The following is a 20352-nucleotide window of genomic DNA, read 5'->3' as shown; positions in this document are numbered from 1 at the left end:
CCGGTAAGCGATGCGACACCGTCAGCGCTATCAGCGCGACGGCCAGGATCCCCGGCAGCAGCACGTCTCGCCACCCCGGCCGACCATCTCCCACAACGGCCCAGCCTACGATCTCGGCCGGCCCGAGGCGGCGGGCAGGCCGGCGCGAGGCAGCGCCTACGAGAAGAAGAGCGGCGCGTCACTGACCGTCGCCTCCACCGGAAACCTGGTCAGGAACGTGCCCAAGCCCCTGGTCAAGGTGCCGAATGACGCCACGGTCAAGGTGGACGCGGGCCTCTGACCTCGCCCGGAGCGGCCCGCGATCGGCGACCCGGTGACGCGGACGCGCTGAGCCCGCGACTATTCTCCGCTGCCAGGAATGACGAGGAGGAGGAACCACCGTGCCGCTACCCACGCAACCGCTGCGCAAGCTGGGTTTCCTGACGATCGGGCTGTTCGACGGTGACGACCCGCGCCCCGGCCACGAGTCGACGCTGCGGATCATCGAGCTGGGCGAGCGGCTGGGCTTCGACAGCGCGTGGGTGCGCCACCGTCACCTCCAGTACGGCATCTCCTCCCCCGTCGCCGTCCTGGCGGCGGCCTCCCAGCGCACCACCCGCATCGAGCTGGGCACCGCGGTCATCCCCCTCGGCTGGGAGAACCCGCTGCGGCTCGCCGAAGACCTGGCCACGGTGGACATCCTGTCCGGCGGCCGGCTCAACCCGGGCGTCAGCGTCGGCCCGCCGCTCCACTACGACCAGGTCAAGGACGCGCTCCATCCCGGCACCGCCGACCAGGAGGACTTCAGTTACGAACGGGTGCGGCGGCTGCTGTCCTTCGTCCGCGGCGAGCCGGCCACCGACTTCAGCGGCGTCGAGGGCTTCGAGGTCTTCTCCGATCGGGTCCAGCCCCACGCGCCCGGCCTGGGCGCCCGCATGTGGTACGGCGGCGCCAGCCTCCGCTCGGCCGCCTGGGCGGGCGAGCACGCCATGAACTTCCTGACCAGCAGCGTCGTCAAGGCGGAGGAGTCGGCGGACTTCGCCGAGATCCAGCTCTCCCACGTACGGGCGTTCCGCGCGCGGCACCCCGAGGGTGAGCGGGCCCGCGTCTCCCAGGGCCTGGTCGTCATCCCCACGGACACGGCCACGCCGGAGCAGCGCGCCAGGTACCAGGCGTACGCCGACAAGCGCACGCCCCGCACCACCACGCCGCAGGGACCGGCCCGCATGATGTTCGCACCCGACCTCGTGGGCAGTTCCGCCGAGATCGCCGAGCGGCTGTACGCGCACGCCGCCTTCCGGGAGATCGACGAGGTGGCGTTCGCGCTGCCGTTCACCTTCGAGCACGACGATTACGTGCAGATCCTCACCGACATGGCCACGAAGCTGGGCCCCGAACTCGGCTGGCGGCCCGCCATGGACCGCGGCCCGCAGTGAGGCTTGGCCTGATACGAACGCCGCAAAACAGCACAGTCTGACAGTCGTGCTGGCTACTGTTTTCGGCATGCCGGAGTCTTTAGAACAACTGTCCTTTGACGCTGGTGACGGCCTCCCGCCCGCATCTCGCGATGAGATGGTGCCGGGATTGCGCTACATCGCCGACTGGCTTACTCCCGACGCCTGCGCGTCGTTGCTTTCATTCATCGACGCCGCCGAGTGGTCGGCACAACTGCGACGACGAGTGCAACACTACGGCCATCGCTACGACTACGGCCGTCGAAGTGTGGCGAGGAATCCCCTTGTTCCCGCCGCTCCACCGATTCCGGCATGGGCACAACAGCAGGCCATGCGCCTGGTCCGCGAAGGAATCATGGAAAGCGAAGCGAACCAAGTGATCATCAACGAGTATCAGCCGGGACAGGGCATCAGCCCACACGTCGACTGCGTGCCCTGCTTTGGCCCGGTCGTCGCCGCGATCTCTCTGGGCTCCGCTTGTGTCATGGACTTCACCCATCCTGCGGACGGCACGAAGGCGGCGATATCTCTCGCCCCCGGCAGCCTGTGCGTCATGTCAGGACCTGCCCGATACACCTGGCGTCACAGCATTGCCGCACGCAAGAGCGACCCCACTGCGGCAGGCCGCATGCCACGCACGCGACGCGTGTCAGTAACCTTCCGCACGGTCAATGACCCAGCGCTGTAACCGGGCTCTCGGGCTCCTTTCGGCCAAGGCCCATGCCCGTCAAACGGCGCTGGACATCGAGGCTCTCCCTGCCGTGGGGTGAGTCCCAGGCGCCCTGGAACGGCTCCACGTCTATGCGCTTGACGCCCTCCGCGCGAGCGAAGGCGCTATGGCGGTAGGTGGCGAAGTCGGTGGTGTCGCGGAAGGCGGGGTGCTGGTAGAGGTCGCGGGCGTAGGCCCACAGGTGGGTGAAGTCGGTCAGCCCGCGCTCGCTGATGCGGGCGGCGGGGTTGTCGGCGAGGTCGAATCGGGCCAGGGTGACCCACAGCCGTACATCGGCCTCGGTGATGGCGTCACCGAGAAGGAAGCGGCGGTCGGCCAGGCGCTCGTCGAGGCGTTCGAGGGCGGCGACGGTCTCACCGCGTAGCTGCTCGTAGGTCTCCTGCGTGGCCGCCCCCGCGATCTTGGGGGCCGCGGTGTTGACGTCGCGCAGGATCTGCTCGTTGAGCTCGTCGATCTCGGCGCGGGACTCGGCGGGGTAGAGCCGGACAGATGGATCGGCCCATTCCTCGAACTCCGTGGCCAGGTCGAGGGTGATGTCGGGGTAGTGGTTGCTGACGATTCGGCCGGTCACGCGGTCCCAGAGAGTAGGGACCGAGATGTGGCCGGCGAAGCCGGGCTCGCTCGCCTCATACGCCTGGGCGAGCAGCGTGAAGCCATTGACGGGGTCGGGGCCGCGGCGCTCCCGAAAGGCCCAGCCGCGGGCGTCGCGCTCGTCGTCGACGTACGACAGCGACACCACGTCCTCAAGCCCCGCGAGCTTGCGGACGATGGCGGCGCGGTGCGCCCAGGGGCAGTGCCAAGCGTTGTAGATGTGGTAGCGGCCGGGCGCGGCCGGATAGCCGCTGGATCCGTCGGCAGTGATGCGCCCGTGGAAGGGGTAGAGCGCGCGAACTCCCTTGGGGGCGGCGTCGAGGCGGCCGGGGCCGTAGGGGCCATGGACCTGGACGTCCGCAGGGGTGGCGTAGGTCGGAGTGTGCTGTTTGGGGCCGCTCATGGGTGAGCCTCCAGGGTCGATCGCGCCGCTGCGGTAACAGGGCGGCATTTCATTAAATTCCTACTAACATTGCCGCTATGCCACACCGTTCAGCGGACCCGATGAGGTCCCCCGAGATGGCGCGGGCCGCCAGCCGAGCAGGGGTGCCAGCTCCTGAGCGCCGGCGGCGAGCAGCCGGACATGCTCGTCGAAGTCAGGCACGCCGGGGGCGAAGCTCACCAGCAGGTCGGTGATCTGCCGCAGTGCGGGATCGTCCGCCAGCTCGGCGGCCAGCTCCTGCGATGGGCCGAGCAGGGCGCGGTCGGCCTCCAGGTACTCCTCGACGCTGAGGCCCGCGACGTCGCGCCGAGAGGACAGCCAGCTCTGCCAGCGGCGAGCCCCGGGCGTGACCAGCCGGATGGCCTCCGCTCGGTCGGGGTGGGGATAGATGGCCCGGGAGACCTGCACCCGGGGCTGACGGGCCGCCGCGCGGTAGGCCGCGATCCACTCGGCCTGCTGCCGCTGTGCCTCGCGTACAGTGCTGCCCCGCCAGCCGGTGGCGCGGGAGAGCTGCAGCCCGTCACCGACGCGGCCGGCGGCGGCCGCTGCCGCATGAGCCAGCTCCGGGTCACCGGTGGTCGCCTGCCACAGCCGTCGCCGCACACCGGCCCCGGGCGGGTGGAGCGCCTCGCCGAGGCTGTTGAGAGCGACACCCTCCAGCACCTCGTGGAGCCGCGCGACCGAGGCGTCGAAGAGCCGGTGCCTGTCGGCCAGGTCCTTGCCGAACGCCTCCCACGCTCCCGGGAAGGGACCCGAGCCCACCCCGAGCTCGAGCCGGCCGCCGCTGAGCTCGTCGAGCGTGGCCGCGTCCTCGGCGACCTTGAGGGGATCCTCCAGCGGGAGCACCAGCACGCCGGTCCCCAGCCGGATCCGGGTGGTGCGCTCGGCGATCGCGGCGAGCATGACCAGCGGCGCGGAGACGTGCTCATTGCCCTGCCGGAAGTGCCGGTGGATGACCCAGCCGGAGTCGTAGCCCAGTTCTTCGGCGGCCACGAACAGGTCGATCGCCTCCCGGTAGGCCCGCGCCGGCGGCAGGTCACTGTCGAGGTGCAGCAGGAAGCCCAGGCGGAACGGTCGGCCGTCCTCGACGCCGGCCCCTATCGACCCTGTCGTCTCGGAGTCCTTGACCCCAAAGTCCCTGATCCCAAAGTCCCTGATCCCAAAGTCGCTGATCTCAAAGTTCGTCATCTCAGAGCCTCAGTCCGGTTCCGTGCACGCCGTGCTCGTCGATCAGCGTCAGCTCCTCCTCCGTCAGGGGCGGGAAATCGAGCCCTTTGACGTTGTGGTCCAGCTGCCACGTCGAGCTGGCCCCGATGAGCGCCGAGGTCACCTGCGGCTGCCGCAGCACCCACTGCAGCGCGAGTTGCGCCAGCGACTGGCCGCGTTGTTCGGCGATCCGGTTGAGCGCGGTGACCCGCTGCCGGTAGACGTCGTCGATGACGTCGGGCGACAGGAACGTGCTGCTCTGGGCGCGAGCACCGGCCGGGATGCCGTCGAGGTACTTGTTCGTGAGCAGGCCCTGCGCCAGCGGCGAGTAGACGATCAGGCCGAACCCGTCCTCGGCGGCCAGTTTGAGCAGGCCGTTGAGCTCGGGCCGACGGTCGAAGATCGAATACCGCGGCTGGTGCGCCAGCAGCGGCACCCCCTCCCGACGCAGCAGCTCGGCCGCCTCGTGTGCCCGCTCGGGTGCGTAGTTGGACAGACCCACGTAGAGCGCCTTGCCCTGCCGCACCGCGCTGACGAGAGCGCCGACGGTCTCCTCCAGCGGCGTGGTCAGGTCGGGGCTGTGGCTGTAGAAGATGTCGACGTAGTCGGTACCGAGGTCGCGCAGGCTGTGCTCCAGCGAGGTGAGCAGCGACTTGCGCGAGCCGCCCTTGTGGTACGGGCTGGGGCCGATGGGGTTGCCGGCCTTGGTGGAAAGAAGGATTTCGTCCCGGTACGGGGCCAGGTCGCGCTTGAGCACCTTCCCGAAGAGCTGCTGCGCGGCGCGGTGCGGAGGGCCGTACCGGTCGGCGTTGTCGAAGTGGGTGATGCCCAGGTCGAAGGCGTGCAGCACGATCTCGCGCTGGGTCTCGTACGGGTGGTCGGTGCCGAACTTCTGCCACAGGCCGAAGGAGACGGCTGGCAGGTCGAGACCGGAGTTTCCAGCCCGCCGATACTCCAGGTTCTTGTAGCGATCTTCGGCCGCCGCGTAGGTCTGCTCAAAAGTTCCGTAGGTCATGACTGAACGCTCTTCGTGAGGTCGCGGCGGAGCGCGGCCGGCTGGAGTGACGGAGTGTCACGGCCGGTGTCGCGCTCGACGAAATGGGTGCCCGGGTCGACGATCTCGTCGATGCGGTCGAGGATGTCCGCGCCGAGCTCGACGGTCGCCGCCTTGAGATAGCCCTCCAGGTGCTCGAACGTGCGCGGGCCGATGATCACGCTGCTGACGGCGGGGTGGTTGAGCGCGAACGCCAGGGCCAGGTCGACCAGCGTCAGCCCGCTGTCCTCCGCGAGCCGGGCCAGCGCGTCGGCGGCGGCCAGCTTGCGCCCGTTGCTGTCGAGGTCGATGTCGAACCGGCCGGGGATGAGCCCGGCGCGCGCCGACTCCGGCTGCTCGCCGCCGACGCGGTACTTTCCGGACAGCCAACCGGCGGCCAGCGGGCCGTAGCTCAGAACGCCGATGCCGTACTTCCGTGTGACGGGAAAGACCTCCCGTTCGGCACTGCGGACCAGGAGGGAGTACGGCAGTTGCTCGGTGTGCGGGGCGATCAACCCGTGCTTCTCGGCCAGCCAGTGCGCCTCGACGAGCTGGTGGGCCGGGAAGACCGAGGTGCCGTAGTAGCGGATCTTGCCCTGGCGGATCAGATCGTCGAGCGTCCGCAGCGTCTCCAGCAGATCAGTGTGCGGGTCCGGACGATGCGCCTGGTAGAGGTCGAGGTGGTCGGTGCCGAGCCGGCGCAGGCTGTCCTCCACGGCGCGGATGATCCAGCGCCGGGAGTTGCCGGCGTGCTGGGGGTTGTCACCGATCTGCCCGTGGAACTTGGTGGCCAGGAAGAGGTCGTCACGGCGGCCCTTGATCGCCTTGGCGACGATCTCCTCCGACACGCCCTGGGCGTAGACGTCGGCGGTGTCGACGGCCGTGATGCCGGCGTCGAGGGCGGCGTGGATGATCCTGACGCTCTCGCCTTCCTCCTGCCACCGGCCGAAGTTCATGGTGCCGAGGGTGAGGGGACTGAGCAGGACACCGGTGCGGCCCAGTATGCGGTCGACCTTGACGGTCATCGGATTCCTTTCAGTCGGCTGCTCCAGGAGCGGCCGGTCTTTCGGTCGGGGTTCTGGAAGAGGCTGCCGGTCTTTCGGCCGGGCGTCCTAGAAGAGGCCGGTCGTGGGCGGAGCCTCGCCGGTCAGGTGATAAGCGCCCGCCACCGCGGCCTTCCACTGCCTGGGGTTGTGGTTGGCGACCGTGCGAGCGTTGCGCCAGTGCCGATCGAAGCCGAGCTCGCGGTTGGTGATGGAGCCTCCCGCGACGTCGAAGAGCAGTTCGGCGGCTCGCAGCGCGGACTCGATGGCGATCACACCGGTCTGCCCCACGGTGACCGCGGCCTCCGCACCGGCGCTACGCGCTTGCGCGCCGGTCAGGCCACGTACGCTCTCCAGCGCTTCGGCGGCGAGCAGCACCACCGACCGGGCGGCCTGGGCCCGTGCGGCGATCTCTCCCACGGTCTCGCGCACATACGGGTCCTCGACGCTCCTGTCCGCCGTACTGTGCTTGATCGGCCGGGCCTTCTCACGGGCGAACCAGATCGCGTCGTCGAGCGCCGCGGCGGCGATGCCCGCCTCGACCGCCGCCAGGTAGAGCTGGGCGAACGAGCCCAGCCACGGGTTGTCCAGCAGGGAGTTGTCGCGGGCTACGACCTCACTCTCGCGGACGCGCACGTTGACCAGCCGCGTGGTGCCGCTCGCGGTCAGCCGCTGGCCGATCGCGTCGAAGTCGTCGAGCCGCTGTACGCCCTGACGATCCACCGGCACCGTGAAGCCGAGCACGGTGCCGTCCTCCTTCTGGGCCAGGCCCGAGAACCACGAGGCGTACAGAGCGCCCGTCGAGTAGTACTTCTCGCCGTCGATGACGTACCCATCACCGTCACGCCGGATGGTGGTGTTGACGGACCCGTTGGCGCCGCCGGTGCGCTCGTTGGCGGTGCCGGCGAACAGGTCGCCGTCGCGCAGCCGCCGCAGGGTCAGCGCCCGGTGGGGCAGGTCGCGCCGGCTCGCCACCTGGTTGGCGGTGAGGAAGCTGCTGCGCAGCGCCTGCGCCACGTTGGAGTCGGCCCGGGCGATGGCGATGACCAGGTCGATCACGTCTCGCACCGAGCCGCCGGCGCCGCCGTCCTCCCTGGTGATGCCGACCAGCGTGATGCGGTGCTCGGCGAGCGCCCGGACGTCGTCGAACGCGTAGTCGCGGGCGAGCTCCCGCGCACGGGCTCCGGCGCGCAGGCGCCCCAGGATGGGTGCGACGGCCGCGCGAATGCCTTCGACGGTGTACCCGACTCCTGCTGGAGTCTCCGGCACGATGGAGTTCGGCACGATGGAGTTCGGCACGATGGAGTTCGGCACGGTCGGCCCCGGAACGATGGCGCCTTCGAGGCCGGCGCGCTCGGCGGTCATGCCGCCACCGCCGCGAGCTCGGGCAGGCCCAGTGCGGACCGCAGGGTGGAGTGCGCGGATGTGGGATGCGCGGAGCCGACGGCCGTCAGCCTCGGCACCAGCGCCCGCAGTGTGGTGAGCGCCGCCGCGGCGCCGCCTGTGAGCACCAGCTCGAATCCGTCCAGCCGGTGCTCCGCGGCCCAGGCGAGAAGGTCGGCCGGGTCGTCCAGGGCTGCCTCGACCCGGCCGAGCAGTGCGACGTCCTCCCGGGACCGGCCGGCTCCCCGCAACGCCTTCGCCAGCGCGGCGTCCGCACCGGCGGCACGCTCCCGATCCACCACGACGACGTCTGCCGACTCAGCGACCGCCGTCGCGTCGAGAACTCCCAGGTCGGCGACGACGACCGGGCGTCCTTGCACCGACGACGGCCCGTCCAGCGGCCCGGCGACCCGGTAGAAGGCGCCCTCGTGGCCGATCGGCTTGATCTGCGAATCCCGCACCACGATCCCGGCCTCCTGATCGCCGATCAGCGCTGTACGCGGGAAGGACTCCCACAACCGGGTCAGCACGTGGGCGTACTCCCTCCAGCGCCGGACGGGGTCGGACGCGCCGGGGTCAGGAGCGGTCGCCTCACTCACCTCATCGCCCCCGCCCGCCCGCAGCGCGACGCCGGCCCGGCCGCCGGTGGCCCGGTCGAGGGAGAGCACCCTGCGCGCGGCGTTGTACGGCGCGTTGTGGCTGGTCGGTACATCGGCGACATAACCGATGCCACTGTGGAGGCCGGCGAGGTAGGCGCCCACCACGGTCGGGTCGAGCGTGCGACCCGTGGCCCCATCATCAGCTGAACCGTCGGCGAGCCGGATCGCCGCGACCCCGAGCTCTTCGGCCACCGCCGCGATGACCACGGCGTCGGCGAGTGACACCAGCGCCGGGCCGGTCGGTGCCCCGACCGCGAGGGCGAGTTGGATGGTTGTGCTCATGAAAAGATCACCTTCGGTTGTGGAACAGGTCAGCGAGCCGCTTCAAGGGGACGGCCCTGGTAGGCCCCGGCCGGCGCCGTGGGCAGGCCGAGCCCGAGGTGGTCGCGGAGGGTCGTCCCGTCGTACTCGGTCCGGAACAGGCCACGACGCCGCAGCTCGGGAAGCACCTGCTCGGCGAAGTCGGCGAACCCCGACGGCAGCACGTCGGGCATCACGTTGAAGCCGTCCGCGGCCCCCTCGCGGTACCACCGCTCCATGTCGTCGGCGATCTGCTCCGGCGTGCCCACGACGATCCGGTGGCCACCGCCGCCGGACAGCTTCTTGAGCAACTGACCGAGTGTCGGCCGCTCCGTGTCGATGATCGCCTTGACGACCCGGTAGAAGGTCTGTGAACCACCGGCCTCGTCGGGATCGACGAGGAGCTCGGCCGGGATCGGCTCGTCATCGGGCAGCCCGTCGAGGGAGATCCCGAGCTGGGCGGCCAGCCGGCCGCGGGCATAGGCGTCGGGCAGGATCTCGTCCAGCAGTTCGCGCCGGGCCTTGGCCTCGGCCTCGGTGCCGCCTACGACGGTGGACAGTCCGGGCAGGACGACGATCTCGTCAGGGCGTCGCCCGAACTCGGCCGCGCCGGCGCGGATCTCGGTGCGGAACGCGCGGGCGTGGTCGAGATCCTGGTCGGCGGAGAAGATCACCTCACCGATCCGCGAGGCCAGCCGGCGGCCGTCGCTGGAGCCACCGGCCTGGACCACGACCGGTCTGCCCTGCGGGGAGACGAGCTCGGTCCGGCCCGCCCAGCCGGTGACGACCTGCTCGGTGAACTCGGCGGCGCGGCGGTAGCGTAGCGCGTGCTCGGGCTCGCCGGTCCGGCCGAAGTTGCGCGCCGCCACGGGCCCGGCGGTGGTCACCACGTTCCAGCCGAAGCGGCCCCCGCTGATGTGGTCGAGGTCGCCGAGCCGGCGCGCGAGCTCCACCGGGTCGTTGTAGGACGACGACAACGTCCCGATCAGCCCGATTCGCTCGGTCTGGGCGGCGATCCGCGCCAGTACCGTCGTAGGCTCCAGGTTGTTGGCAGTGCGGTGTCTGATGTTCGGGTCGAGCGACGGGCCGTCCGCCAGGAAGACCGCGTCGAGCTTGGCCTCCTCGGCTTTCCGCGCGATCGAGGTGTAGTGCTCGATCGTGTAGCTGGCGGTGCCGTCGGTGCCCGGGAACCGCCACGAGCCGCCGAAGACGCCCGCGTTGAGGATGTTGACGTTGATGTGCAGCACGATCTCTCCCTGACGTGCGACCTACCGTGCGACTTGACCTGCGACTTGATGCGCCACTTGATGCGCGCCTTGATGTGCGAGGGCGAGCCGGGCTCCCGGGATCGCCTCCAGCAGCTCCCGGGTGTACGGGTGCCGCGGTGCGTGGAACACCTGCTCGACGGGACCGGTCTCGACCACGGCGCCGTCCTTCATCACCGTGACGTCGTCGGCGATGAGGCGTACGACGCCGAGGTCGTGGGTGACGAACACGTAGCTGAGCCCGAACTCCGCCTGCAGATCGACCAGTAACCGCAGGATCTGGGCCTGGACCGACACGTCGAGCGCGCTCACCGCCTCGTCGAGTACGAGGATCTCGGGGTTGAGCGCGAGCGCCCGCGCGATCGCCACCCGCTGCCGCTGACCGCCGGACAGCTGGCTCGGGAGCCGATCCAGATAGCTCTCGTCCAGTGCCACCGCGTTCAGCAGCTCCACCACCCGGGCCGTCCGCTCCTGCCCGAAGGCGCGCAACGGCTCTGCGATGATCTTGCCCACCGTGAACCGCGGGTCGAGCGAGGTGAACGGGTTCTGGAACACGAACTGCAGGTCCCGGCGGAGCTCCCGCAGCTCCCTGTGGCGCAGGCCGGTCAGCTCCCGGTCGCCGACGTGCACTGTGCCGCTGTCGGCGGAGGTGAAGCGGACCAGGATGCTCGCCAGCGTGGACTTGCCCGCTCCCGACTCGCCGACGATGGCGTGCGTGGTGCCCTTGCGTACGACCAGGTCGGCGCCGTCCAGTGCGCGCAGCTCACGCCGCCCGCCCCGGCCGCGCAGGTGGTAGGTCTTGGTGAGCGCGTGTGCCCGCAGCGCCACCGGCGCGGCGTCGAGGACCGGCCGCGGGCCTGACCTCGGCTCCAGCCGACCGGCGTGCCGCGCGGGAGCCGCGTCGAGCAGCCGGCGGGTGTAGTCGTCGGTGGCGTGCTCCAGCACCTGGTGTACCGGGCCCTCCTCCACGATCTCGCCGTCGCGCATGACCAGGATCCGGTCGGAGCGGTCCAGCGCGACGCCGAGATCATGGGTGACCAGGAGAATGCCGATGCCGAGCTCCTCGCGCAGCCGTACCAGGTGGTCAAGGATGACCTTCTGGACGGTGACGTCGAGCGCGCTGGTGGGCTCGTCGGCCACGATGATCTTCGGCTGGCCCGCCAGCGCGATCGCGATGAGCGCCCGCTGCTTCATGCCGCCGCTGAGTTCGTGAGGGTACTGGTGGAACACCCGCTCGGCGTCCTTGAGGCCCGCGGTGCGCAGACTTTCCAGCGCGTGCTGAGCCGCGTCCCCGGCCGCGGGCTGGTTGAACCGGACCGCCTCGGTCACCTGCTTGCCGATCTTCTTGACCGGGTTGAGCGAGGTGTTGGGGTCTTGGGGGATGAAGCCCACATAGTTGCCCCGCACCCGCGCCATTCGCTGGTCGTTCCAGCCGGTGACCTCGACGCCCGAGTAGGCGATCGAGCCGGCGCGGATCCGCGCGGCGGCCGGCAGCAGGCCGAGCGCGCCCTGGACCAGCGTGGTCTTGCCCGAGCCGGACTCTCCCACGAGTGAGACGAACTCCCCCGGCTCCACATGGAGGCCGGCGCCGCGGACAGCGGGCGTCCACTGACGGTGCCCCGTCCGATAGTCGATCGCGAGGCCGGTGATCCGCAGCAGCGGGTCCTTGGACGGATCGGTCATCGGCGGTGTTCCTTCCGGTACGAGGTGCTGATGCGGTGGGTGGCGATGACGACGATCGCGAGCGCCACGCCGGGCAGGATCGACGCCCATGGGTGCACCGCGACGTAGTCGCGGCCCTCGGCCACCAGCAGGCCCCATTCCGGCTGCGGCGGAGGTGCGCCGTAGCCGAGGAAGCCGAGCGAGGCGACGGCGAGCACGGCCGTTCCGACCTCGAGCGCCGCCAGTGCGATCACCGAGCTGAGCGCATTGGGTACGACGTGCCGGAGCATCACGCCCAGCCGGCCGACCCCGAGGCCGTACGCCGCCTTGACGTAGTCCTGGGACACGACCGCGAGCACCTGCGCCCTCATCACCCGCGCGAACGACGCGATGGACGAGATGCCGACCGCCAGGGCGATATTCTGAGTGGAGTAGCCCAGGACCGAGACCACCACCATCGCGAGCAGCAGGCTGGGGATCGCCAGGAACACGTCGATCACCCGCATGATGGCGGTGTCGACACCCCCTCTGGCGAAGCCCGCGACCAGCCCGACCGCCGTGCCGACGCCGAAGGCGATGAGGACGGCCAGCAGGGTCGCGGTCAGGGTCGTATGCGCCCCGTACACACTGCGGGCGAACAGGTCCCGGCCCAGCCGGTCGGTGCCGAACCAGTGCTCCGCGCTCGGCGGTGCGAAGCTCGCGGCGGGGTCGCCGTCATAGGGACTGTACGAGGTGAACAGGCCAGGGACGACAGCCCAGCCGATCACGACCAGCACGATGATCCACGAGGCCACGAGGGCCGGCTGCCGCGCGAGCTCACCGAAACGCTGGATGGCGCCGGGCCGGCCGTTCGTGGCGAGTGCGACGGTCATGAGATCCTCCTCACGTGGCAGCCAGGGTGGCCCGCAGCCGCGGGTCCAGCAGGGGGTAGATCAGATCGACGGTCAGGTTGATCAACGCGAAGCCCGCCGCCACGAGCACGACGATCCCCTGCACCAGCGGGACGTCCAGCGTGTTGATCGCGGCCTGCGTCATCCGGCCGATGCCCTTGCGGGCGAAGACGGTCTCGGTGATGACCGACCCGGCGATCAGGTTGCCGAACGTGATGCCGGCGATGGTGAGCGCCGGCAGACTGGCGTTGCGGAAGACGTCGCGGATGATGATGCCGCCGCGTGTGGCGCCCTTCGCTCGGCTCGTCGTGACATACCCGGCGTGGAGTTCGGTCGCGAAGCTGCGGACGAGGAGCTGCGCGATCGGACCGGAGACCGGGACGGCCAGCGTGATCAGCGGCAGGACGACACTCTTCGCACCGCTGTCGCCGAAGGCCGGGAACCAGCCCAGCCGGAACGAGAAGATCTGCAGCACCAGGATTCCGGACAGGAAGACCGGCACCGAGACCGCGCCCGACGGCAGTGCCTCGACCAGGTTGCGCAACCATTCACGGCGGGTCGCGGTCGCGGCGAGCGCGATCACGAAGCCGATCAGCACCGCCAGCGCGAGGGCGCCGGACGCCAGGACGAGGGTGCTCGGGAGCGCGTCGAGGATCGTGGCGGTGACCGATCGCCCCGACTGCACCGAGTCGCCGAAGTCGCCGGTCAACGCGTGACCCAGCCGGGCGAGGTACTGCAGGAGCACCGGCCGGTCGAAGCCGTAGCTCGCCGCCACCTGCTCGCGGACCTCCGGTGGGATGCTGTTGATCTCGGCGGGGTCGAAGAGCAGGTCCGCCGGGTCGGCCGGCAGCACGAACAGCAGGACGAAGGTCAGGGTGAACGCGGCCCACACCACGAACAGGGCGCGACCGGCCTTCAGTACCAGGTAGCGGGCCATCGTCACTTCCCGTTGCTCTTCCACGCGTCCACGAAGTGGTTGCGTGACTGGGCGTCGAAGACGATCCCGTGGACGTAGGCGGCGTGGGCGATCACCTGCGCCGGGTTGTAGACCGGGTTGACCAGCGCGTACTTGTCGAGCAAGAGGTCCTGCGCCGCCTTGGCGTACTGCTTGCGCGTGGCCGGGTCGAGCGTGAGGTCGAGCTTGCCCACGGTCCGCGTGACCTCGTCCACGTCGATCCCCGAGGAGTCCTTCGTGAGGTAGGTGACGTTGCCGAGCAGCGGGCTGTACTGAAGGTTGAGGACCGCCGGGTCGTTACGCGAGCGGTTGGACGCGGTGACGTTCCAGTCGGTCTTCGCCTTGGCCAGGCCGGCCGTGTAGTCAGGGATCGGGACGACCGTGAGCCGCAGGTCGACCCCGATCTTCTTCAGGTCCTGCTGGATCGACTCGTACGCCGGCTTGTTCACCACCAGGTTGCTGATGCCGAGCAGCTTGACCACGAGCGGCTTGCCGTCCTTGACCCGGATCCCGTCCGGGCCCTCCTTCCAGCCGGCCTCCTCCAGGAGGCGCTTCGCCTTCTCTGGGTCGTACTTCAGGACCGAGCCGCTGTAGTCGGCGTACCCGGTGACCGACGGCTCCAGGACCGAGGTCGCGACGGAGTAGGAGTCGGTGAGCACCGTCTTCTTGATCGCCTCACGGTCCCAGCCGAGCTGGATCGCCTTGCGGACCGCGATGTCGCTGGTCGGGAACAGCTGGGAGTTGAAGTTGAACAGGATGGCAGTGCCTGAGACGGCCCGATGGATGATCGTGAAACCCTGGTCGGCCAGTGACTTCTCGTCCGTGGTGCCCACGTCCAGGGTGGCGTCGATCGCGCCGGAGGCCAGCGAGCCGGTCCGGACGCTGGCCTCCGGAATCGTGTTGAACACGATCTTGTCCAGGTACGCCTCACTCTTGTGCCCGAGCGACGGCGGGGACCAGTTGTAGCCCTTGCGCTTGACCAGGACGGTCTTGACCTGCGGTTCCCACGACTCGTACACGAACGGGCCGGTGCCGATCACCTTCTTCGGGTCGGTCCGCTCCTTCGCGCTCAGCCGCAGCGTCGAGAGTGACAGGAAGCCGGGCTGCGCGTTGGCGGTGAAGGAGGAGGCCTGCAGGAAGCTCGCGAGCGGCTGCTTGAACCGCACGACGGCGGTGTAGCGGTCGGGAGTCTTCGTCTCGATGTACCCGGACAGCAGGGCGGCGCCGTTGGGGTTGATGCCCAGCTTCTCGTCGCCGTGCACGTACTGGTCGAAGTTGGCCTTGACCACTTCGGCGTCGAACGGGGTGCCGTCGCTGAAGGTGACGTCCTCGCGCAGGTGGAAGGTGAACTCGGTCAGGTCCTTGTTGTACTCCCACGACCGCGCCAGCCACGGCGTGATCTCACCGGTCTTCGGGTCCTGCCAGGTCAGCTTGTCGGTGATGTTGTTGCCGATGAGCGACTCAGCGTAGTTGGTGCCCCATTGCGGGTCCGGGCTGCGCTGGTAGTCGATCAGCGCGAACTGCAGCGTGCCGCCGCCGACGGGTGCGTTGGCGGTGGCGTTGCCGCCGCCGGAGCCGTCGCCCCGGGTGAGGGCGAAGCCGGTGCCGGCGATGAGGAGGACGGCGACGACGGCGGCGATCCAGGGCCACTTCTTGCGTCCCGGCGCGGAGCGTTCGATGGAACTGCGAAGGTCGGACATGAGCTTTCCTCGTACTTGATGCTCGGTGGGCAAAGGGTGCGAAAGCCGGTCAGCGCTGACACAGCGCGCCGGCGAAGAAAGCGAAGTCGATCTCGCGCCTGGAGTACCGAAGTGGCCTGAACACAATCTACACTTTACCTACATGAACAGTAGGTTTTTAGGTGATCTGAGTCACAGAAGGAGAGTCCCCGATGAGCGTCCACTTCCTCTGGTACATCCCGAACCAGGGCCGACCCGGGCACCGGGGCGACGACGTCGTCGCGAACCACAACAGCCTGGAGACCCTCACCGGCCAGGCGAAAGCCCTGGAGAAGCACGGGTGGGGCGGGGCGCTCATCGGCACCGGCTGGGGTCGGCCCGACACTTTCACGGTCGCCGCCGCCCTGGCCGCGCAGACGACGACGTTCCAGCCGCTGATCGCGATCCGGCCCGGTTACTGGCGGCCGGCCAACTTCGCCGCCGCCGCCGCGACCCTGGACCATCTCACCGAGGGCCGCGTGCTGGTCAACATCGTGTCGGGCAAGGACAACCTGGCGGCCTACGGTGACAGCGAAGGCGACCAGGCTCACCGCTACGCCCGTACGAAGGAGTTCATCCAGATCGTGCGCCGGCTGTGGACCGAGGAGAACGTCACCTACCAGGGCGAGCATTTCAGGGTCACCGATTCCACGGCGGTGCCGCGGCCGGTCGTCCGGGGCGAACGCACGCACCCCCGGCTCTACTTCGGCGGCGCCTCCGAAGCCGCGGAGAACGTGGCCGCCACCGAGGCCGACGTCCAGCTCTTCTGGGGCGAGCCCCTCGACGGCGTCGCCGCGCGGATCGAGCGGCTCAAGCGGCTCAGCGAGCGACTCGACCGCGAACACCCTCCGCTGGAGTTCGGGCTGCGGATCACCACCCTGGTACGCGACACCACCGAACAGGCCTGGGCCGACGCCGAGGCCAAGGTCGCGGAGATGGCGAAGGGGAGCATCTCCCGTGACCCCAACCGGCACGCCGCCGTCGGTCAGCAGCGCCTGCTCGACCTGGCCGCGCGGGGAGAGGTGCTCGACGACAACCTCTACACCGCCCCCGGCAGGTTCGGCGGCGGCGGCGCGGGCACCACCTGGCTGGTCGGCTCGGCCGAGGACGTGGCCAAGTCGCTGCGCAAATACCAGGCGCTCGGCATCACCCACTTCGTCCTGTCCGACACCCCCTATCTGCCGGAGATCAAACGGCAGGGTGAGCAACTCCTGCCGCTGCTCCGCGAACGGTCGACAAGGTAACGCCGAGCGTCCGCAGCAGCTCGGTCCGGAGTTCGGTGGCGCTCCTGCCCGCGTCGAGCCGCTGTTCGGCCGCGATCCTGCCCTGGTCCAGCACGAGAACGCGGTCGGCCAGCGCGATCGCCTCATCCACGTCGTGGGTGACGAGGAGGACGGCGGGGCGGTGCTGCTCGACCAGGCGGCGCAGCAGGCCGTGCATCTTGAGCCTGGTCAGAGCGTCGAGCGCGCCGAACGGTTCGTCGGCGAGCAGCAGCCGGGGCTCCCGTACGAGGGATCGCGCCAGTGCCACGCGCTGCTGCTCGCCCCCGGACAGCTCGTTCGGCCAGGCGCGTTCCCGCCCGGCCAGACCCACCTCCCGCAGGCTCTCCCTGCCCCTTTCCGCGGCGCCGTTCAGGCCGAGGATGACGTTGTCGAGCACCCGCTGCCAGGGCAGCAGCCTGGCGTCCTGGAAGACGACCGACACCTGCGCGGGCACCTCGACCAGCCCGTCCCCGGCCACGTCGCCGTCCAGCCCGGCCAGGGCGCGCAACAGCGTGCTCTTGCCGGATCCGCTCTGCCCCAGGAGGGCCACGAACTCCCCCAGCGCGATCTCCAGGTCCAGGCCGTCCAGGATGGTGCGGGCGCCGTAACGACGGGTCAGGGCCTGTACGCGGATCAGCTCGCCAACGTCCGTCGCCATGACAGTGCCCTCCTCTCCACCAGCCGGACCGCGGCGTCGGAGAAGAGCCCGAGCAGGCCGTACACGACGATGCCGACGAGGATGACGTCCGTCTGCCCGTACGTACGCGCCAGGTCCATCATGTAGCCGATGCCGCTGCTGGAGTTGACGAGCTCGGCCACGACCAGGAACAGCCAGGCCGTCGTGACCGCGAACCGCAGGCCGAGCAGGAATCCCGGCAGCGCGCCCGGCAGGACCACCTTCCGTACGAACGCGCCGCGCCCGAGATCGACCGTCTCGGCGAGCTCGACGTAACGGCTGTCGATGCCGCGCAGCCCGTTGTGGGTGTGGATGTAGATGGGTACGAGCACGCCGACGGCGATGAGGGTCACCTTCATCCCCTCGCCGATGCCCAGCCACAGGACCAGCAGCGGCATCAGTGCGAGCGCGGGGATGGCCCGCTTGATCTGGATGGGCCCGTCGATCACCGCCTCGCCCCAGCGGTTCAGCCCGGACACCAGCGCGAGCAGCGTCCCGAGCGGCACGCCGATGGCCAGCCCGGCTCCGACGCGCTGGACCGACGCCAGCAGGTTGTCCTGGAGACGGCCGGTCTCGACCAGGTCGGCCGCCGTGGTGAGCACCATCCACGGCGCGGACAGGAACCGGGGATCCAGCCGGCCCGATGCCGAGGACGCCGCCCATAACGCGAGCAGGAGCACCGGCCCCACCAGGAACCCGAACTTGATCGGGCGGCCGGGCCGCAGGCGGCGCCGGTTCCTGGCGCGGGCGACCGTGGCGCGGCGGGAGGTGACGAGCGTCATCACGCACCGCCCTTGATCGCGTCCGCGCCGACCGCCTGGTAGCGCAGGTCGTAGAGGTCCTGGGCCTTCAGCGGTGGGTTCCCGGTCTCCTTGGCCAGGATGTCGATCGTCTCCTGGTGCCGGGCGATGGCCTGCGACCAGTCGGCGGGGATGTCGGGCTCGCCCGCCAGATCGACCAGGTACTGGCCGTCGGCGGCGGTGAGACCCTGGTCCTTCACGTAGTAGCCCTCGATCCACTCCTTTGGATGCTGGTAGACCCAGATCGAGGCCCTGGCCCACGCCGCGACGTACTCGCGGATCGCGGCGGCCTTGGCCGGGTCCCGCAGCGTGACCGTCCGCACGTACAGGTGGGCCGGATCGTCGCGCAGCCCGTGGCGGAGAGTCGTCGCGCCGTCCTTGCCGAACTTGGCCGCGTATCGCTTGATGTTGACGCCGCCGATCGGGGCCACGTCCACCTGCTTGGCGGCCAGGGCATTGGGATAGACGTCGCCGGTGCTCGGCAGCTCGACCAGCGTGACGTTCGCTTTGGTGAGCCCTGCCTGCTTCAGCACTTTGAGCACCAGCGCGCCCTGCGCCTGGCCTGGACTGTAGGCGATCTTCTTGCCCCGCAGATCGGCGAGGGTCTTCACGCTCACGCCCGGCGCGATGCCCAGCTCGTACGTGGGATGCTTCAGCGGATCCTTGCGGAACTTCGAAGCCACGATCTTCACCGGCAGGCCGGTCCAGGTGGCGTGGATGGGCGGAATCTCCGCCACCGCGCCCACATCCAGCGCGCCGGCCCGGAACGCCTCGCTCGTCTGCGGGCCACCGCTGATGTTGGCCCACTCGATGTCGAACGAGAACTTGTCGATCTCACCGGACAACTGCAGCGCCACCTTCGTCTGCGGATCTCCGACGATCAGCTTGGTGCCCTTGGGGACGGAGTTCGGCAGCGGCGCGTCCGTCGCGAGCGCCGCCGCGGGTCGTTCCGGCTCGCCGCCCTGGGCACACCCGGTCAGCGCGACGAGCAGGAACGCGGCGAGCGCGGGTCTCAAGAGGGAGGAAACAGGCATACGACATGCCCTTCAGATGCGGAGGGATCAAGAGCCTGCTCTCACCATAAGCACGCCCTCAGACTAAAGCAACATTCCCTACAGGTTATACATGAATTTCCGCATTCCCTATTGCATGTGTAGGGAATGTCGCGGAAGATCTGGGCTGTGAAGAGCAGTGAGCTTCTGGTGGCTCGCCTCCACGTCGATCTCAGGCGGCAGGCGAGCGCGCTCTGTGCCATGCGGTGACCTCAGGGTCCCGCACCCCCGTCTCCCCTTTTCACACTCCACGATCCGAGGAGCGCTTCAGCATGCCCATTCTCACGATCAAGCGCGTAGCCGGGTACATCGGTGCCGAGATCAGCGGCATCGACCTGGCCCACCCCCTGGACCCCTCCACAGTGGCGGAGATCCGTCAGGCACTGCTCGCCCACAAGGTCGTCTTCTTCCGCGGCCAGACCCTCGACCACGCCGGGCAGATCGCCTTCGCCCGCCAGTTCGGGGAGCTGACACACGCCCACCCGCACGAGGACGCCCCACCGGAGGACTTCCCGCAGATCCTCACCATCGATCCACGCCGCTACGAGGAGCGGTACGGCCCTGGATACCGCCAGCTCTCCCGCAAGCGTCGCTACTCCTACAACGCCGGCTGGCACACCGACGTCACCGCCGCCGTCAACCCGCCCGCCGCCTCGATCCTGCGGGCCGAGACCGTGCCGGAGTTCGGCGGCGACACCCAGTGGACCAACCTGGTCGCCGCGTACGAAGGCTTGTCCGAGCCGCTGCGGGCCTTCGTGGACGAACTACGCGCCGAGCACCGCTTCCTGGCCGGGTACCAGCCGGCCGAACAGGACGGCAAGCTCGTCAAGCGGATCAACGACAACCTGCTGGTGTCGGTACACCCGGTGGTGCGGGTGCACCCGGAGACGGGCGAGCGCGCGCTGTTCGTCAACCCGGGGTTCACCGATCACATCGTCGGCCTGTCCGCGCCGGAGAGCCGACGCGTCCTGGGCCTGCTCTATGAGCAGATCACCCGGCCTGAGTACACGGTCCGCTTCCGCTGGCAGCCGGGCAGCATCGCGTTCTGGGACAACCGGGCCACCGCCCACCTGGCCCCGTCGGACCTCGACCACCTCGACGTCCAGCGGACGCTGCACCGGGTCACACTGATCGGTGACCGCCCGGTCGGGCCGAGCGGCTTCGTCTCCGAGATCGTCGCCGGGCGGGAGTTCAGGGCCGAATCCCTCGTCATCGCCTGACGACCCGACAGGGCCGAATCCCTCGTCGTCGT

The 20352-nt window shown here is 69.6% G+C and carries 20 protein-coding genes; 6 read left to right on the top strand and 14 right to left on the bottom strand.

The genetic code is table 11. The features are described from left to right. Nucleotides 1-10: 10 nt before the first annotated feature. The 3 genes from AB0C30_RS35085 (at nucleotide 11) to AB0C30_RS35075 (ending at nucleotide 2121) form a co-directional block, all read left to right on the top strand. Nucleotides 11-280 carry a hypothetical protein gene (locus tag AB0C30_RS35085; RefSeq protein WP_357952444.1) on the top strand — a complete coding sequence of 90 codons (270 nt, stop codon included), beginning with the start codon at nucleotides 11-13 and terminating at the stop codon, nucleotides 278-280. Nucleotides 281-380: 100 nt separating this feature from the next. Beyond that, nucleotides 381-1415, top strand: a complete 1035-nt coding sequence (locus tag AB0C30_RS35080; RefSeq protein ID WP_357952443.1) for an LLM class flavin-dependent oxidoreductase — start codon at nucleotides 381-383, stop codon at nucleotides 1413-1415. A gap of 46 nt (nucleotides 1416-1461) precedes the next feature. Continuing rightward, nucleotides 1462-2121, top strand: coding sequence for an alpha-ketoglutarate-dependent dioxygenase AlkB (locus AB0C30_RS35075; protein ID WP_357952442.1), 660 nt, complete (start codon nucleotides 1462-1464; stop codon nucleotides 2119-2121). Here AB0C30_RS35075 and AB0C30_RS35070 read toward each other — a convergent pair. From AB0C30_RS35070 to AB0C30_RS35020, 11 genes are all read right to left on the bottom strand, one after another. Beyond that, complete coding sequence (locus AB0C30_RS35070; protein WP_357952441.1) at nucleotides 2102-3157, bottom strand: glutathione S-transferase C-terminal domain-containing protein; 1056 nt, start codon at nucleotides 3155-3157, stop codon at nucleotides 2102-2104. The two genes, AB0C30_RS35075 and AB0C30_RS35070, sit on opposite strands and share 20 nt — an antisense overlap. A gap of 75 nt (nucleotides 3158-3232) precedes the next feature. Beyond that, the gene (locus AB0C30_RS35065; protein ID WP_357952440.1) at nucleotides 3233-4384 is read right to left on the bottom strand and encodes an LLM class flavin-dependent oxidoreductase; all 1152 of its coding nucleotides are present in this window, start codon (nucleotides 4382-4384) and stop codon (nucleotides 3233-3235) included. A 1-nt stretch (nucleotide 4385) separates the two neighbouring features. Beyond that, nucleotides 4386-5417: an aldo/keto reductase gene (locus AB0C30_RS35060; protein ID WP_357952439.1), complete on the bottom strand. Its 1032-nt coding sequence runs from the start codon at nucleotides 5415-5417 to the stop codon at nucleotides 4386-4388. Then, nucleotides 5414-6460 (bottom strand): aldo/keto reductase, encoded by a 1047-nt coding sequence (locus AB0C30_RS35055; RefSeq protein ID WP_357952438.1) that lies wholly within the window; start codon nucleotides 6458-6460, stop codon nucleotides 5414-5416. The genes AB0C30_RS35060 and AB0C30_RS35055 overlap by 4 nt, the downstream gene beginning before the upstream one ends. Before the next feature lie 87 nt (nucleotides 6461-6547). Next, nucleotides 6548-7843 (bottom strand): acyl-CoA dehydrogenase family protein, encoded by a 1296-nt coding sequence (locus tag AB0C30_RS35050; protein ID WP_357952437.1) that lies wholly within the window; start codon nucleotides 7841-7843, stop codon nucleotides 6548-6550. Next, entirely contained in the window at nucleotides 7840-8802 is a 963-nt protein-coding gene (locus tag AB0C30_RS35045) for an LLM class flavin-dependent oxidoreductase (RefSeq protein ID WP_357952436.1), read from the bottom strand. Before AB0C30_RS35045 ends, AB0C30_RS35050 begins: the two co-directional genes overlap by 4 nt. Nucleotides 8803-8831: 29 nt before the next feature. Next, nucleotides 8832-10067 carry an LLM class flavin-dependent oxidoreductase gene (locus AB0C30_RS35040; RefSeq protein WP_357952435.1) on the bottom strand — a complete coding sequence of 412 codons (1236 nt, stop codon included), beginning with the start codon at nucleotides 10065-10067 and terminating at the stop codon, nucleotides 8832-8834. Nucleotides 10068-10088: 21 nt separating this feature from the next. Next, nucleotides 10089-11768: an ABC transporter ATP-binding protein gene (locus AB0C30_RS35035; protein ID WP_357952434.1), complete on the bottom strand. Its 1680-nt coding sequence runs from the start codon at nucleotides 11766-11768 to the stop codon at nucleotides 10089-10091. Further along, entirely contained in the window at nucleotides 11765-12619 is an 855-nt protein-coding gene (locus tag AB0C30_RS35030) for an ABC transporter permease (RefSeq protein WP_357952432.1), read from the bottom strand. The genes AB0C30_RS35035 and AB0C30_RS35030 overlap by 4 nt, the downstream gene beginning before the upstream one ends. Before the next feature lie 10 nt (nucleotides 12620-12629). After that, nucleotides 12630-13598 (bottom strand): ABC transporter permease, encoded by a 969-nt coding sequence (locus tag AB0C30_RS35025; RefSeq protein WP_357952431.1) that lies wholly within the window; start codon nucleotides 13596-13598, stop codon nucleotides 12630-12632. After that, nucleotides 13577-15292 carry an ABC transporter substrate-binding protein gene (locus AB0C30_RS35020; RefSeq protein WP_357952430.1) on the bottom strand — a complete coding sequence of 572 codons (1716 nt, stop codon included), beginning with the start codon at nucleotides 15290-15292 and terminating at the stop codon, nucleotides 13577-13579. The genes AB0C30_RS35025 and AB0C30_RS35020 overlap by 22 nt, the downstream gene beginning before the upstream one ends. Before the next feature lie 191 nt (nucleotides 15293-15483). Here AB0C30_RS35020 and AB0C30_RS35015 point away from each other — a divergent pair, with 191 nt between their 5' ends. After that, a complete protein-coding gene (locus AB0C30_RS35015; protein WP_357952429.1) occupies nucleotides 15484-16554 on the top strand; it encodes an LLM class flavin-dependent oxidoreductase in 1071 nt (356 codons plus the stop codon). Here the strand turns inward: AB0C30_RS35015 and AB0C30_RS35010 are convergent. Genes AB0C30_RS35010 through AB0C30_RS35000 form a run of 3 tightly spaced genes read right to left on the bottom strand, consistent with a single transcriptional unit; the run spans nucleotide 16499 to nucleotide 19082 of the window. Continuing rightward, nucleotides 16499-17230, bottom strand: a complete 732-nt coding sequence (locus AB0C30_RS35010; RefSeq protein ID WP_357952428.1) for an ABC transporter ATP-binding protein — start codon at nucleotides 17228-17230, stop codon at nucleotides 16499-16501. The two genes, AB0C30_RS35015 and AB0C30_RS35010, sit on opposite strands and share 56 nt — an antisense overlap. Beyond that, nucleotides 17206-18030 carry an ABC transporter permease gene (locus tag AB0C30_RS35005; protein ID WP_357952427.1) on the bottom strand — a complete coding sequence of 275 codons (825 nt, stop codon included), beginning with the start codon at nucleotides 18028-18030 and terminating at the stop codon, nucleotides 17206-17208. Before AB0C30_RS35005 ends, AB0C30_RS35010 begins: the two co-directional genes overlap by 25 nt. Next, the gene (locus AB0C30_RS35000) at nucleotides 18030-19082 is read right to left on the bottom strand and encodes an ABC transporter substrate-binding protein (protein WP_357952426.1); all 1053 of its coding nucleotides are present in this window, start codon (nucleotides 19080-19082) and stop codon (nucleotides 18030-18032) included. The genes AB0C30_RS35005 and AB0C30_RS35000 overlap by 1 nt, the downstream gene beginning before the upstream one ends. Nucleotides 19083-19208: 126 nt before the next feature. On the opposite strand from AB0C30_RS35000, the gene AB0C30_RS34995 reads away from it, so the two are divergent. Together AB0C30_RS34995 and AB0C30_RS34990 are read left to right on the top strand one after the other, a co-directional pair. Next, on the top strand, nucleotides 19209-19310 hold the full coding sequence (locus tag AB0C30_RS34995; RefSeq protein WP_357952425.1) for a putative leader peptide: 102 nt from the start codon (nucleotides 19209-19211) through the stop codon (nucleotides 19308-19310). Between the two features lie 62 nt (nucleotides 19311-19372). Further along, nucleotides 19373-20320, top strand: coding sequence for a TauD/TfdA family dioxygenase (locus tag AB0C30_RS34990; protein ID WP_357952424.1), 948 nt, complete (start codon nucleotides 19373-19375; stop codon nucleotides 20318-20320). Nucleotides 20321-20352 lie beyond the last annotated feature (32 nt).

The organism is Nonomuraea sp. NPDC048901 (assembly GCF_040649695.1).
Lineage (GTDB): Bacteria > Actinomycetota > Actinomycetes > Streptosporangiales > Streptosporangiaceae > Nonomuraea.
The sequence above is the reverse complement of the archived record's forward strand: the minus strand, read 5'-3'. Positions and strand labels throughout refer to the sequence as shown.

Coding starts and splice junctions, on each gene's coding strand:
- AB0C30_RS35085 (WP_357952444.1), top strand. CDS start 11: ATGCGACACCGTCAGCGCTATCAGCGCGACGGCCAGGATCCCCGGCAG.
- AB0C30_RS35070 (WP_357952441.1), bottom strand. CDS start 3,157: ATGAGCGGCCCCAAACAGCACACTCCGACCTACGCCACCCCTGCGGAC.
- AB0C30_RS35065 (WP_357952440.1), bottom strand. CDS start 4,384: ATGACGAACTTTGAGATCAGCGACTTTGGGATCAGGGACTTTGGGATC.
- AB0C30_RS35060 (WP_357952439.1), bottom strand. CDS start 5,417: ATGACCTACGGAACTTTTGAGCAGACCTACGCGGCGGCCGAAGATCGC.
- AB0C30_RS35055 (WP_357952438.1), bottom strand. CDS start 6,460: ATGACCGTCAAGGTCGACCGCATACTGGGCCGCACCGGTGTCCTGCTC.
- AB0C30_RS35050 (WP_357952437.1), bottom strand. CDS start 7,843: ATGACCGCCGAGCGCGCCGGCCTCGAAGGCGCCATCGTTCCGGGGCCG.
- AB0C30_RS35045 (WP_357952436.1), bottom strand. CDS start 8,802: ATGAGCACAACCATCCAACTCGCCCTCGCGGTCGGGGCACCGACCGGC.
- AB0C30_RS35035 (WP_357952434.1), bottom strand. CDS start 11,768: ATGACCGATCCGTCCAAGGACCCGCTGCTGCGGATCACCGGCCTCGCG.
- AB0C30_RS35030 (WP_357952432.1), bottom strand. CDS start 12,619: ATGACCGTCGCACTCGCCACGAACGGCCGGCCCGGCGCCATCCAGCGT.
- AB0C30_RS35020 (WP_357952430.1), bottom strand. CDS start 15,292: ATGTCCGACCTTCGCAGTTCCATCGAACGCTCCGCGCCGGGACGCAAG.
- AB0C30_RS35015 (WP_357952429.1), top strand. CDS start 15,484: ATGAGCGTCCACTTCCTCTGGTACATCCCGAACCAGGGCCGACCCGGG.
- AB0C30_RS35010 (WP_357952428.1), bottom strand. CDS start 17,230: ATGGCGACGGACGTTGGCGAGCTGATCCGCGTACAGGCCCTGACCCGT.
- AB0C30_RS35005 (WP_357952427.1), bottom strand. CDS start 18,030: ATGACGCTCGTCACCTCCCGCCGCGCCACGGTCGCCCGCGCCAGGAAC.
- AB0C30_RS35000 (WP_357952426.1), bottom strand. CDS start 19,082: ATGCCTGTTTCCTCCCTCTTGAGACCCGCGCTCGCCGCGTTCCTGCTC.
- AB0C30_RS34995 (WP_357952425.1), top strand. CDS start 19,209: ATGTCGCGGAAGATCTGGGCTGTGAAGAGCAGTGAGCTTCTGGTGGCT.
- AB0C30_RS34990 (WP_357952424.1), top strand. CDS start 19,373: ATGCCCATTCTCACGATCAAGCGCGTAGCCGGGTACATCGGTGCCGAG.